At 74.2% G+C, this 13718-nt stretch carries 10 protein-coding genes; 6 read left to right on the top strand and 4 right to left on the bottom strand.

The window, feature by feature from the left end; genetic code table 11:
- Positions 1-171 precede the first annotated feature (171 nt).
- The gene (locus ACY0MR_RS06575; RefSeq protein ID WP_473559719.1) at positions 172-2721 is read left to right on the top strand and encodes an ATP-dependent Clp protease ATP-binding subunit; all 2550 of its coding nucleotides are present in this window, start codon (positions 172-174) and stop codon (positions 2719-2721) included.
- 4 nt (positions 2722-2725) lie between these two features.
- The gene (locus ACY0MR_RS06570; protein ID WP_473559717.1) at positions 2726-2893 is read left to right on the top strand and encodes a hypothetical protein; all 168 of its coding nucleotides are present in this window, start codon (positions 2726-2728) and stop codon (positions 2891-2893) included.
- Between the two features lie 98 nt (positions 2894-2991).
- Here the strand turns inward: ACY0MR_RS06570 and fdhD are convergent, their stop codons facing one another.
- Positions 2992-3828 carry a formate dehydrogenase accessory sulfurtransferase FdhD gene (gene fdhD, locus ACY0MR_RS06565; RefSeq protein WP_392864005.1) on the bottom strand — a complete coding sequence of 279 codons (837 nt, stop codon included), beginning with the start codon at positions 3826-3828 and terminating at the stop codon, positions 2992-2994.
- Between the two features lie 232 nt (positions 3829-4060).
- On the bottom strand, positions 4061-6397 hold the full coding sequence (locus ACY0MR_RS06560; protein ID WP_473559715.1) for an FdhF/YdeP family oxidoreductase: 2337 nt from the start codon (positions 6395-6397) through the stop codon (positions 4061-4063).
- Positions 6398-6596: 199 nt separating this feature from the next.
- Here ACY0MR_RS06560 and ACY0MR_RS06555 point away from each other — a divergent pair, with 199 nt between their 5' ends.
- From ACY0MR_RS06555 to ACY0MR_RS06545, 3 genes are read left to right on the top strand one after another with little or no spacing between them, the layout of a single operon-like run.
- Entirely contained in the window at positions 6597-7583 is a 987-nt protein-coding gene (locus ACY0MR_RS06555; protein WP_404078192.1) for a Dyp-type peroxidase, read from the top strand.
- A 6-nt stretch (positions 7584-7589) separates the two neighbouring features.
- The gene (locus tag ACY0MR_RS06550; protein ID WP_473559713.1) at positions 7590-8468 is read left to right on the top strand and encodes a family 1 encapsulin nanocompartment shell protein; all 879 of its coding nucleotides are present in this window, start codon (positions 7590-7592) and stop codon (positions 8466-8468) included.
- A 34-nt stretch (positions 8469-8502) separates the two neighbouring features.
- Positions 8503-9141, top strand: coding sequence for a DUF1345 domain-containing protein (locus ACY0MR_RS06545; RefSeq protein ID WP_451059579.1), 639 nt, complete (start codon positions 8503-8505; stop codon positions 9139-9141).
- A 39-nt stretch (positions 9142-9180) separates the two neighbouring features.
- Here the strand turns inward: ACY0MR_RS06545 and ACY0MR_RS06540 are convergent, their stop codons facing one another.
- Positions 9181-9645 (bottom strand): GreA/GreB family elongation factor, encoded by a 465-nt coding sequence (locus ACY0MR_RS06540; RefSeq protein ID WP_388795532.1) that lies wholly within the window; start codon positions 9643-9645, stop codon positions 9181-9183.
- A 313-nt stretch (positions 9646-9958) separates the two neighbouring features.
- On the opposite strand from ACY0MR_RS06540, the gene ACY0MR_RS06535 reads away from it, so the two are divergent.
- A complete protein-coding gene (locus tag ACY0MR_RS06535) occupies positions 9959-10606 on the top strand; it encodes a maltokinase N-terminal cap-like domain-containing protein (protein ID WP_388795529.1) in 648 nt (215 codons plus the stop codon).
- Positions 10607-10694: 88 nt separating this feature from the next.
- Here the strand turns inward: ACY0MR_RS06535 and ACY0MR_RS06530 are convergent, their stop codons facing one another.
- Positions 10695-13643, bottom strand: a complete 2949-nt coding sequence (locus ACY0MR_RS06530) for a helix-turn-helix transcriptional regulator (protein WP_403313681.1) — start codon at positions 13641-13643, stop codon at positions 10695-10697.
- Positions 13644-13718: the final 75 nt, after the last annotated feature.

The following is a 13718-nucleotide window of genomic DNA, read 5'->3' as shown; positions in this document are numbered from 1 at the left end:
CGGCGGGACGGGCGTGTCGGGCGCCCGATCCGCCGGGGCCGGCACCGCGGTCGATCCGGCCCCGGCGCGTACCGGCCGGGCGGGTGATTTCCAGCGGTCCCCACTCCGGTTGCGGAGCCCAGATCACCACGTTTGAGTGGGAATGACCCCCCATGCGTCTCTGGAGCTGACATGTCGATGGCGTTCGGTTCTCCCCTCGGTCCGTCCGACCCGTTCAGCGACATGCTGAACCGGTTCTTCGGCATGTCACCCGCGTCGTCGCCCCCGGCCGTCCAGCGCGTCCCGATCGGTCGCCTGCTGACCGAGTCCTCGCACGAACTCCTCGGCCTGGCCACCCGGAAGGCCGTCGAGGACGGCTCGTCCGACCTCGACACGGAGCACCTGCTGTGGGCCGCCACCCAGGTCGACCCCTCGCGCCGCCTCCTGTCCCGGGTCGGCGTCGACCCGGCGGCCCTCGCGGCGCAGCTCGACGAGGTCCTGCCCCGCGAGTCCGGCGAGCCCTCCTCCGAACCCGGACTCACCCCCGCCGCCAAGCGCACGCTCGCCGCCGCCTACGGCCGCTCGCAGGAGGCGGGCGTGTCGTACATCGGCCCCGAGCACATCCTCGCGGCGCTCCTCGACGACTCCGACTCCGGCGCGACCCGGCTCCTGGGCGCGGACGACCACGACGTCAAGAAGCTGCGCGGCCTCACCGACCAGGCGGTCCGCTCCGACGGGGGCGCCCCGGCCGCGGGGAAGCCGCAGCAGCCGGCCACCACCCTCGACGAGTTCGGCAGGGACCTCACGGACGAGGCGAAGGCGGGCCGGCTCGACCCGGTGGTCGGCCGCGCCGAGGAGATCGAGCAGACCATCGAGATCCTCTCGCGGCGCTCCAAGAACAACCCCGTCCTGATCGGCGAGCCCGGCGTCGGCAAGACCGCCATCGTCGAGGGCCTCGCCCAGCGGATCGTGGCCGGCGAGGTGCCCGACACCCTCAAGGGCAAGCGGGTGGTCTCCCTCGACCTGTCCGGCCTCGTGGCCGGCGCGCAGTACCGCGGCCAGTTCGAGGAGCGCCTCAAGAAGGTCATCGAGGACGTCCAGGAGGCCGGCGGCGACATCATCCTCTTCATCGACGAACTCCACACGGTGGTCGGCGCGGGCGCGTCAGGCGAGAGCGCGATGGACGCGGGCAACATGCTCAAGCCGGCGCTGGCCCGGGGCGAGCTGCACGTCGTCGGCGCGACCACGATCGACGAGTACCGCAAGCACATCGAGAAGGACGCCGCGCTCGAACGCCGCTTCCAGCCCGTCCTCATCCCCGAGCCGACGGTCGAGGAGACCGTGCAGATCCTCGAAGGTCTGCGGGACGCCTACGAGGCCCACCACCAGGTCCGGTTCGCCGACGGCGCCCTCACCGCGGCGGCCGAGCTCTCCGACCGGTACATCAGCGACCGCTTCCTGCCCGACAAGGCCATCGACCTGATCGACCAGGCGGGCGCGCGGGTGCGGCTGCGGAGCGCCGGACGCTCCACCGAGGTGGTGAGCCGCGAGGACCGCATCGCCGGACTCCGGCGCGAGAAGGACCAGGCCGTCGCCGCCGAGCAGTTCGAGAAGGCCTCCGAGCTGAAGCGGCGGATCGCCGAGGTGGAGGGCGAGCTCGCGGGCATCCAGGAGCGCCGCGAGGGCGTCGTCTCGGTCACCGCCGCCGACATCGCCGACATCGTCTCCCGGCGCACCGGCATCCCCGTCTCCCAGCTCACCGCCGGCGAGAAGGAGCGCCTCCTCCGGCTGGAGGAGGAGATGCACGCCCGGGTCGTCGGCCAGGACGAGGCCGTCACCGCGGTCTCCGAGGCCGTACGCCGCAACCGCGCCGGCATGGGGGACCCGAACCGCCCCGTCGGCTCGTTCCTCTTCCTCGGCCCCACGGGCGTCGGCAAGACCGAACTCGCCAAGACCCTCGCCGAACTGCTCTTCGGCGAGCAGGACCGCATGATCCGGTTCGACATGAGCGAGTTCCAGGAGAAGCACACCGTCGCCCGGCTCGTCGGGGCGCCGCCCGGATACGTCGGCTACGAGGAGGCCGGCCAGCTCACCGAGAAGGTGCGCCGCCACCCGTACAGCGTCGTCCTCTTCGACGAGGTGGAGAAGGCGCACCCCGACGTCTTCAACACGCTGCTCCAGATCCTCGACGACGGACGGCTCACCGACGGGCAGGGCCGTACGGTCGACTTCCGGCACTGCGTGATCATCATGACGTCCAACATCGGCGCCCACCGGATCCTCGCCCACCAGGGCGACGCGGCCGAGCTCAAGGGCGAGCTGATGGAGGATCTGCGGGGCCGCTTCCTCCCCGAGTTCCTCAACCGCATCGACGACATCATCGTCTTCCACAGCCTCACCGAGAAGGACCTGTCGGAGATCGTCGACCACCTGCTCGACCGCAGCAAGCACCGCGTACACGCCCAGGGTCTGACCCTCGACGTCACCGAGGCGGCGAAGAAGCTGCTCGTGGCCCACGGCTACCAGCCGGAGTTCGGGGCCCGGCCGCTGCGCCGCACGATCCAGACGGAGCTCGACAACCGCATCGCCTCCCTGCTGCTCGGCGGGGAGGCGGAACCGGGGGACACGATCGTCGCCGACGTCGTCGACGACTCCCTCCACTGCACGATCCAGCAGGGCGACGGAGCCGGGCGGGCCCCCGAGGCCGCCGCGACGGCCGCCGCCACCGACGGCAAGGAGTGACCCGATGGCCCCGCACCACAAGTCGAACGAACAGGTCGAGGGCGACCCCGACACCGGACACAGCCGGGGCATGCCCCGCCGCCCGGACGAGAAGGGGCTGGAACAGCGCCTGGAGGAGGACCGCGAGGAGGTCGGCCTCCGCCCGGACGACGAGCGCCGGGGCGGCGAGTAGGTCCCCGACCGGCTCAGGACGGCGTGCGGCGGGCGTCCCCGCCCGCAGCCGTGGCGGCCCGCGCCCGTGCGCGGGCCGTCGCCGTGCGCGCGGACCGGTCAGGCCACGGGCAGGGCGCTCAGCCGCTCGTCGCCGGTGTAGACGTTCATCGAGGATCCGCGCAGGAAGCCCACCAGCGTCAGACCGCTCTCCGCCGCCAGGTCCACGGCGAGCGACGACGGCGCCGAGACCGCCGCGAGCAGCGGGACCCCGGCCATCACCGCCTTCTGGACCAGCTCGAACGAGGCCCGGCCGCTCACCATCAGGGCGTGCTCGCGCAGCGGCAGCAGCCCCTCGCGCAGCGCGTGGCCGACGACCTTGTCGACGGCGTTGTGCCGGCCGACGTCCTCCCGCAGGCACACCAGTTCGCCCTCGGACGTGAAGAGCCCGGCGGCGTGCAGCCCGCCCGTGCTGTCGAAGACCCGCTGGGCGGCCCGCAGCCGGTCCGGCAGGGCGGCGAGGACGTCCGTCCCGATCCGCAGCGGGTCCCCGGCGACCGACCAGGCGGCCGTCGTGCGCACCGCGTCCAGACTGGCCTTGCCGCACAGCCCGCACGAGGAGGTCGTGTAGAAGTTCCGCTCCAGGGAGGCGTCGGGCGCGGCCACACCCGGCGCCAGTCCGACGTCCACCACGTTGTACGTGTTGCCGCCGTCGGCCGTGGCCCCCGCGCAGTAGCGGATCCCGGCCACGTCCTCGGCGGAGTGCACCACGCCCTCGCTCACCAGGAAGCCGACCGCGAGGTCGAAGTCGTCGCCCGGGGTCCGCATGGTCACCGTCAGCGGTCGGCCACCGACCCGGATCTCCATCGGCTCCTCGGCGGCCAGCGTGTCCGGGCGGTAGGAGGAGTCCCCCTCGCGCACGCGCAGGACGCGCCGCCGTACGGTCACTCGTCCCATGGTTCGTTCCTCTCCTCGGAGCGCCGCTCCGGGGTGCCCGGAGCCCGCGGTCCGGATGTCCGGCGATCCGGTCGGTCGGTGGTGCGGGGCGTGCCGGTGCCGGCGGCCCGTCCACGACTCTGTCACGGCGCCGGTCCGGGCATCGCCCCGGGCGCCTGTCCGAGGCGGACGGGCGCCCTGGAGCGGTCTCCACGCCGCCCCCGCCCCCGGCCCGCGGGCGGTCCGGGGACGTTCAGGCGGCCGGCTCGATCGTCACCTTGACGTGCTTCATGATCGGCTGGTCGCTCTGGGTGCTGTGGTCGACCAGCGCGCACAGCACGTTCATCTCGGGCATGTACCCGGCGGCGCAGCCCCGGGGGATGTCGTACGGGACGGCGAGATAGCCGTTGAGGGACCGCCGGCTGCCGTCCTTCGCGGTGCTCGTGATGTCGACCGGTGCCATGTCCGCGATGCCGCGCTCCCGCATGTCGGCCCGGTTCATGAAGACCAGCGTGCGCAGGTTCTTGATGCCGCGGTAGCGGTCGTTGTCGGAGTAGATGGTGGTGTTCCACTGGTCGTGCGACCGCATGGTGCCCAGGGCCAGCGTGCCCGGCTCGGGCACGACGTCGGGCAGCGGGGCGGCGGAGAACTCGGCCCGTCCGGACGGGGTGAGGAAGACCAGCTCCCGGGCCGGCTGCCGGATGCGGAAGCCGAGCGGGAGGCGCACCCGCCGGTTGAAGTCCTCGAAGCCGTCCAGGGCCCGGGCCATGGTGTCGCGGATGCGGTCGTAGTCCTCGATGTACCACTCCCACGGCGTCGGGCTGTCGGGCAGCGCCGCCCGGGCCATGCCGGCGACGATCGCCGGTTCGGACAGCAGGTGCGGTGAGGCGGGGCGCTTCATGCCGATCGACAGGTGCACCATGCTCATCGAGTCCTCGACGGAGGTGCTCTGGACGCCCTTGCGCTGGTGGTCCTTCTCGGTCCGGCCGAGGCACGGCAGGATGAGGGCCTGCCGTCCGTGGACCAGATGGCTCCGGTTCAGCTTGGTGCTGACCTGGACGGTGAGGTCGCAGGTGCGCAGCGCCGCGTAGGTCCGCGGGGTGTCCGGAGCGGCGAGGGCGAAGTTGCCGCCCATGCCGACGAAGACCGAGATCTCGCCGCGCTCCATGGCCTCGATGGTGCGGACCGTGTCCAGGCCGTGCGCGCGCGGCGGTTCGATGCCGCAGACCTCGGCGAGGCGGTCGAGGAACGCGTCGGCGGGGCGGTGGTCGATGCCGCAGGTGCGGTTGCCCTGGACGTTGCTGTGTCCGCGGACGGGGGAGGGGCCGGCGCCCTCGCGCCCCAGGTTGCCGCGGAGCAGCAGCAGGTTGACGATCTCCCGGACCGTGTCGACGCCGTGCTCGTGCTGGGTGAGGCCGAGGCACCAGCTGACGATGGAGCGGTCGGCGTCCCCGTACACCCGGGCCGCCTTCAGGACGTCCGCGCGGGTCAGCCCCGACTGCCGTTCGATCTCCTCCCAGGGCGTCGCCTCGCACACCGCGCGGTACGCGTCGAAGCCGCTCGTGTGGCGGTCGATGAACTCCCGGTCGAGGGCCCGGGGGTCGGTGGCGGACTGCTCCAGGACGGCCTTGGCCAGCCCGCGGATCAGTGCCATGTCGCCGCCGATGCGGGGCTGGAGGTTGAGGGTGCTGGTCCTCGTCGTCTTGAGGAGGGCCATGTCGGTGAAGTCGTGCGGCACGATCGTCCGGGTGGCGGCGGCCTCGACGAGGGGGTTGACGTGCACGATCCGGGCGCCGCGCTGGTGGGCCTCGGCGAGCGCGGTCAGCATCCGGGGGGCGTTGGACGCGGCGTTGACCCCGAAGATGAACAGCGCGTCGGCGGTCTCCCAGTCCTTGAGGTCGACCGTGCCCTTGCCCGTGCCCAGGGAGGCCTGGAGGGCGCGGCCGCTGGCCTCGTGGCACATGTTGGAGCAGTCGGGCAGGTTGTTGGTGCCCAGCTCGCGGGCCATCAGCTGGTACAGGAACGTCGCCTCGTTGCCGAGCCGCCCCGAGGTGTAGAAGGAGGCCCGGTTCGGGTCGTCGAGGCCCCGCAGGGCCCGGCCGACCACCTCGAACGCCTCCTTCCAGGTGATCGGGACGTAGTGGTCCGACTCCGGGTCGTAGACCATCGGCTCGGTCAGCCGGCCCTCGTTCTCCAGGTCGTAGTCGCTCCACCCGGCCAGCTCGGTCACCGAGTGCGCGGCGAAGAACTCGCTCCCGACGCGCTTGCGGGTCATCTCCCAGGTGACGTGCTTGATGCCGTTCTCGCAGATGTCCAGGTGCAGACCCTTGGTGTCGTCGGGCCACGCGCAGCCGGGGCAGTCGAAACCGGTGTTCTCGTGGTTCATCCGCATGATCGCGCGCGGCCCGTCGACGAGGGCCTTCTCGCGGACGAGGAACTCGGTCACGCTCCGGGCCGCGCCCCAGCCCGCGGCGGGGTGGTGGTACGGGTGGAACGAGGGCTCGCCCTCGGGAGCGGGACCCACACGGGGCTCCACGGGATCCGGGTCGTCGGATGTGGGGGAGTGCTGCGCGTCCTGGTCGGTGCTCACGGCAGTTCACCCTTTCACCTGCGGGCATTCGGGGCGTGTCACATCGCAAGGCCACCCCCTCGGCAGGCTATGCCCGCCGGTGCGCGGGTGCCACTCCACTCCGGGCGGACGCACGGGCTGCGCCACGGATCACGCACGCCTACGCTGACGCTGTCCATTTCGTCACTTTTGGTCACCTCTGTCTCTCGGCGGGAGTCCCATGGTCGTCGTACAACCCGTCGTCGCCCCTCCCTCCCGGGCGGCCGTGTTCCTCGTGGCCACCGTCAATCCCGGCGGCGAGACGGCGGTCCGGGAGGCCCTCCAGGACCTGTCGGGGCTCGTCCGGTCGGTCGCCTTCCGGTCGCCCGACGACAGCCTCAGCTGCGTCGCCGGCATCGGCTCCGACGGCTGGGACCGCCTCGTCGGCGGCCCCCGCCCCCGCGAACTGCACCCCTTCCCGGCGTTCACGGGACCCCGCCACCGGGCCCCCGCCACCCCCGGTGACCTGCTGTTCCACGTACGAGCCCGGCGCATGGACCTGTGCTTCGAACTGTCGCGGCTGATCGTGGAGAGCCTGGGCGCAGCCGTCACCGTCGTGGACGAGGTGCACGGCTTCGCGTACTTCGACGAGCGCGACCTCCTCGGATTCGTCGACGGCAGCGAGAACCCCGGGGGCCGGGTGGCGGCCGAGGCGACCCACGTCGGCGACGAGGACCCCGGCTTCCGCGGCGGCAGCTATGTCGTCGTCCAGAAGTACCTGCACGACCTGCGGGCCTGGGACGCGCTCACCGTCGAACAGCAGGAGCACGCCATCGGCCGCGGCAAGGCCTCCAACGTCGAGATGCCCGACGACGTCAAACCGTCCGACTCGCACGTCGCCCTCAACACCGTCGTCGACGAGGACGGCACCGCCCGCCAGATCTTCCGCGCCAACATGCCCTTCGGCCGGATCGGCGGCGGCGAGTTCGGCACGTACTTCATCGGCTACGCGCGCACCCCCGCCGTCACCGAGCTCATGCTCCGCCGCATGTTCCTCGGAGACCCCCCGGGCAACACGGACCGCATCCTCGACTTCTCCCGCGCCGTGACCGGCGGTCTCTTCTTCGTCCCGAGCGCCGACCTCCTCGACGACCTGCCCGCCGCGCCGCCGGCCGCCGCCGCCCGCCGGGGGGACTCCCTCGGCATCGGCGGCCTGAAAGGAGCCTGACTCCCCATGACGACCCCCGACGCCACCCCCGAGGACACGACCCCCGGCCCCACCGGCGCCCTCCACCACGGCCCCGACACGGACAACCTGCACCGCGAACTCGCCCCGATCACCCCCGCCGCCTGGGCCGAGATCGAGGAGGAGGCCCGCCGCACCTTCCGCCGCAACGTCGCGGGGCGCCGCGTCGTCGACGTCCCCGACCCCGGCGGCCCCCGCCTCGCCGCCGTCGGCACGGGGCACCTCAGCGACATGGGATCACCCGCCCCCGGCGTCACCGCCCGCCTGCGGGAGGCCAGGCCCCTCTTCGAACTCAGGGTGCCCTTCACCGTGGACCGGGCCGCCGTCGACGACGTCGAGCGGGGCTCGAAGGACTCCGACTGGCAGCCCGTCAAGGACGCCGCCCGGGCCATGGCCTTCGTCGAGGACCGGACGATCTTCGACGGATACGGGGCGGCCGGCGTCGACGGACTCCGCGCCCGGTCCTCCAACCCCGTCGTCCAGCTCCCCGCCGAGGCGCGCGACTACCCGGACGCCGTCAGCCGCGCCCTGACCCTCCTGCGCCTCGCCGGCGTCGACGGTCCCTACGCGCTGCTCCTCGGCGCCGACGAGTACCGGGCGGTCAGCGAGACCTCCGACCACGGCTACCCGATCGCCGCGCACCTCGGCCGCATGCTCGACGGCAAGCCCATCTGGGCGCCGGCCCTCGGCGGCGGCTTCGTCCTGTCCACCCGCGGCGGCGACTTCGAGCTGGTCCTCGGCCAGGACCTGGCCATCGGCTACACGGGCCACGACGCGACCAGCGTGCAGCTCTACTTCCAGGAGACGCTGACCTTCCGCACGTACACGGACGAGGCCGTCGTCGTCCTGGAGGCGCCCCCGGCCTGAGGGTCGGAGGCCGGGAAACGGGAGGACCGACGCCGTGCACCACCGTCCGCTGCTGCTCTCCGCCGTCCCCCGGCTGGCCCTCTCGGCAGTCGCCGGGGCGGCGGTCGGCGCCGTCGTCGGCGCCACCGTCCACGTGCCCCTGGGCGTCCTCGCCGCGATCGCCGTCGGGGAGACCCTGTTCGTCGTCACCGGCTGGACCGCGCTCTGGCCGATGGACGCCTCCACCACCCGGCGCAACGTCCGCCGCGAGGAGTTCCGGCCCGCCGTCGAGGAACTTGCCGTCGTGGGCACGGCGGTCGGCGGCCTCTGCGGCATCGTCGTCCTGCTCCTGGTCGGCAGGTCCGACCTCGGCCACGCCGCCGCGGCGACCGCCCTCGCCGGGGTGTTCATGGCCTGGGCGGCGCTGCACCTGATGTACGCGACCCGCTACGCCTACCTCTACTACCGGGAGCCCGGCGGCGGCATCGACTTCAACTCCCGCGAACCGCCCCGCTACAGCGACTTCCTCTACTTCAGCTACAACCTCGGCATGACCTACCAGGTCTCCGACACCGACGTCTCCAGCACGACGATCCGCGCGGTCGCGCTCCGCCACTGCCTGCTCTCCTACGTCTTCGGCGCGAGCATCCTGGCCACCACGATCAACCTCGTCACGGGCATCGTCACGGGTTGAGGCCGCTCCGCGCGGAGACCGCGCGACCCCGGCGGCGGCCTAGCCGAGCGACAGCACGACCGCCGTGGCCGGTCCCTCGGGCGTGACGTACCGGACGGAGTCGCCCGCGCGGTGGCCGAGCAGGGCGCTGCCCAGCGGACTGTCCGCGGTGACCATCGTCCGGTCGAGCACCGCCGCGACCTCGCCGATCTGCACGGTCGACTCCGTGCCGTCGTCGAACCGCACGGTCACGCTGCTGCCCACGCCGACCACGTCGGTCGGCGGGGCGCCCGCGACGTCCGCCTCGCGCAGCCGTCCCTCGATCTCGTCGATGCGGCGGTCGAGCCGGTCGAGGTCGTCGCCGCGCTCCAGCTCGTCGGCCTGGTCGGCCCGGTCGCCCGTCTGGTCGCCGCCGCCGTCCCGGAGGGTGACCGCGACGGCCTCGCGTTCGGTGCGGAGGTCGTCGAGCTCCCCCTGCAGTGCCTCGCGGGCGGCGGCGCTGATGGGCTCGGGTCCACCGGTCATTCCTGCTCCCCTGGTGCGGCGGCACGAGGACGTACCGCAGGTCGAATGTTCCGTTTCGGCCATTATCGACCAGATCCACGATCGCCGCCGTCACGTCCGCCCCGACCCGGGCCACCCGCCGGACTCCGGGCCGGGTCCGGCCGACGACCCGGATCCGCCATCGCGGTGCCGGGAGCGGCGGTTGGGCCGGATCCGGGTGCGGGCCGGGCGCGCCAGGGCGGCATCCGCGCCCGCCGGCACGGTCTGTTACGTTGCCGGTGCCCGGGCCACGGACGAGGTGGGCCGGACCCGCGAACAGAGGGAGACCCGCGCGATGGCCGTCATCCACCAGACCACTCTGCAGCCCACCAAGCTCGAACTGCTCACCGAGTGGCTCCCCACCCGCCCCTGGTACCGGGGCGGGGAGGCGCGGCTGGACCGGGTCGGCGGGTTCCGGCTCGACGACCCGGCGGGCGAGGTCGGCATCGAGTTCATGGTCGTGACCGACGGAGAGGGCGCGGACGCCGTCTCGTACCTCGTCCCGCTGACCTACCGCGGCGCGCCGCTGGACGGCGCCGAGGCCGCCCTCGTCGGCACGTCCGAGCACGGCGTCCTCGGCAAGCGCTGGATCTACGACGGCGCCCACGACCCGGTGCTGGTCGCCCAGTTGTACGCCCTCCTCGCCGGTCGCGCCGAGGCCCAGGCCCAGTCGCTGACCGACGTGCAGGACCGCGCGGTCGCCGTCTCGCGCCCCGCGGCCGCGGGGGCGGCCGACGCGGAGCCCGTACGGGTCACGGAGGGAGCCGACCACACGGACGTGGAGGTCCGGGCGCCCGGCGCGCCCGCCCCGCTGACCCTGCGCGTCCGGCGCGTGCTGGCCGCCGGCACGGAGGTGCCGCCCGACGCCGACGGCGGAGTCACCGCCGAGTGGCGGCGCGCCGACGGCACGACGGTCCGGGGCCTGTTCGTCGTCGCGCTCTGAGGGAGGGCCGGGCCGCGGAGCCCCGGCCCCGGCCGCCCGATGCCCGGCGACACCTTCGCCATCCGGCCGGGCCGCGGGCGTCCGGCTCCTACGGCCGCAGCGCCGTGGCGAGTTGGGCGCGCGACCGGACGTCCAGCTTCTGGTAGATCCGGGTCAGCCGCGCCTCGACGGTCTTGACGCTCAGGTACAGCTTCGCCGCCGCCTCCTGGTTGCTGGCCCCCTGGCCCACCAGGCGGGCGAGCCGCAGCTCCGCCTCGGTCAGCGAGGAGAGCGCGGGCAGCGCCTCCTCGCTCCCGGAGGCCGGCCCGGGCCCCTCGCCCGCCGGGCCCGCGGGGGACTCGCACGCCAGGGCCAGCCAGGGCGCCGCTCCGGCCCGCTCGAACACCGACGCCGCCGTCTGCAGCGCGTTCTGCGCCGCCGACCGGCGCCGTCTGCGGCGCTCCACCCGAGCCAGGGCGATCAGCGCCCGTCCCCGCTCCAGCGGCAGCCCGGCCCGGCCGAAGGCCTCGGCCGTGCGGGTGAGCAGGAGCACCGCCTCGTCCGTGCGCCCCTCCGCCGCCAGCCACAACGCGTACGCCCGGTCGCAGCCCAGCAGCACCGTGGACCGGCCCAGCCGGGTCGCCACCGGCCGCACCTCGTCGAGGAGGGCCAGGGCCTCGTCGCCCGCGTCGTGGGCGAGCAGCGCCTCGGCCAGCTCCTCGTGCCAGCGCAGCATCGACGGATCCACGGTCGACTGGGCGCGCTCGTCGGCCTGCACGCGCCGCAGGGTCTCCAGGGCGGCGGCGACGTCGCCGTTGATCAGCTGCACCCGGCCGAGCGCGTACCGGCTGCGGGACAGGAAGACCCGGTCGCCCTCCTCCTCCGAGGCCTGCACGCTCCGCCGGGCGTAGCTCGCCGCCCGGGCGAAGCTGCCGCCCGCCGTCTCCGCGAGGGCCAGGGTGTACCAGGCGGGGCCCGGCGAGAGGCCCGCCTCCAGGGTGAGGGCGAGGGACTGGCCGGCGTGGGCGAGCGCGGCCGCGCACGCGCCCCTGCGGGACTCGATCGCGGCCAGTGTGGAGAACAGCTCGATCGTGTCCTCGACCGAACCGCGCCGCTGCACCAGCGGGAGCAGGGCGTTGAGTTCGTCGCGGGCGTCCGTCAGGCGATCGTCGAACAGGGCGTGACGGATCGTCAGGATCTGGGCGGCGTTGCGGATCCCGAGGGGCCGCTCGGCCAGTTCCAGGGCGCGCGCCTGCGCGAGGACCGCCTCGGCGTCCGGCGCTCCGAGGGCCCGCTCCATCCGCGCCTGCACGGTCAGCGCCTGCGCCGCCGTGCGCGGATCACCCATCGAGGCGGCGAGGGCGGCCGACTCCACGGCCGCCGTCCGCGAACGCTGCGGATCGCCGTCCGCCAGCACGTACTTGACGGCCAGTCGGAGCTGTACGGCGGCCCGCAGCGCGGTGTCGCCCTCCGAGTCCTCCATGGCGTGGACGTACATCTCGTCGAGGCCGGTCAGTCCCTGCCCGGCGGTATCGAGGACGGCGAGGCGGGCCCTGACCCGGTCGGAGGGCACCGCGTCACGGGCGAGGAGGTCGGTGGCCGCCCGCATGGCGAGGTCGGCGCGGGCCGCGCGCGCGGCCTCCTCGGCGGCGTCGACGAGTCGCGCGATCCGCCGCGTGCCGTGCCGCCCGGGTGTCGACTCGGCGGCGAGCAGAGCGAGTTCGGCCGCGAGGGCACTGTTCCCGCGCCGCCGGGCCAGATCGGCGGCGTCCGCGACCTCGGCGGCGAGGTCCTCGTCCGGGCTGTCGGTCGCCAACGCCCGGTGGCGTACCGCCTCCACGGGGTCGTCCACCACCTCGGCGAGGGCCGCGTGCCCGGCGCTCCGCTCGGCCCAGCAGGCGTCGTGCACCAGGGTGGAGGGCAGCAGGCCCGCGGTGAAGGTCACCGAGCCGTCCTCGGCGAGCGACACCAGTCCGGCCCGCTCGGCCGCCGCGAGGTCGGCCTCCGCGTTGGGCCGGCCCGCCCGGCGCACCAGCGTCGACGAGGGCCGCAGCGCGAGCGCCGCCAGCAGCAGCGTCTCGCGCACGGCGAGGGGCGCGGCGCCGAGCAGCTGCCGGGCGAGGTCGCGGGCGCGCCCGGAGAGCGTCAGCGCCTCCGCGTGGTGCACGGGGGTCCGCGCGTCGGCCAGCGAGCGGCCCACGGCGAGGGCGAGCCGGGGATTGCCGCCGCTCGCGCGGTGGATGCGGCCGGCCATCCGGGAGGGCAGCCGGTGGTGGATGAGGAGTTCGGCGATCTCGTCGGCGTGCAGCGGCGGCACGAGCAAAACGTCGGCCTCGGACGGCACCCAGAGGTGGGCGGCGTGGGGGTCGTCGGGGCGGTGCGGCGCGCGGTAGGGCTCGTCGGCCTCCCCGTACGGCTCCGGGGTCTCGACGGCCACCACCCGCAGCGCGGGCGGCGCCAGGTGCAGGGCGAAGCGGAGCAGGTCGGCGCTGTCCGCGTCGACGTGCTGCACCCCGTCGACCACGAGGAGCACGGGTCCCCGGCGGGTCAGGGTGCGGAGGATCTGGGCGATGCCGAGCCGGAGCGCGATCGGGTCCCAGCCGCCCGCGTCGAGCGGCGCCTCGCGGCAGAGCATGGCGACGGCGGTGCGCTGGGGGCCGGGCAGTTCGTCGAAGACGGCGGAGGCCTCGGGCGCGGTGGACGACCGCCCGCCGGAGGCCTTGTCGGACGGGCGGGTCTCGCGGCGTCTGCCGCCGGGCTGCGCCACGCTCACGGTCGCCGCGACCGAGGCCACCAGCGCGGCGGCCGACGCCCCGGGTATCTCGCGGTCGGACGGCAGGGTGGCCAGCCACAGCACGGTCTCGCCGCGTGCCTCGGCCCGGGTCGCCGCGGCGAGCGCGAGTTCGGTCTTGCCGACGCCGGCGGGGCCGGTGAGCAGGGCGCGGCCCCGGGTGTGGAGGGCGCGTTCGAGCCGGGCGAGGAGCTCCTCGCGGCCCACCGGCGCGGGGGGTCCGCCCGGACCCGTGGGGCGCAGGGCGAGGTACGGAGCTGTCGTCACTGTCCATCACCTCCGGCGCGCTCGGGCCCCCGGCCCATGAGCCCCGTGGGCAGAGAATACGGAGCCCACGGGTGG

This window comes from Streptomyces sp. JN8 (assembly GCF_055808075.1).
This window is presented reverse-complemented; position numbering and strand designations above follow the sequence as displayed.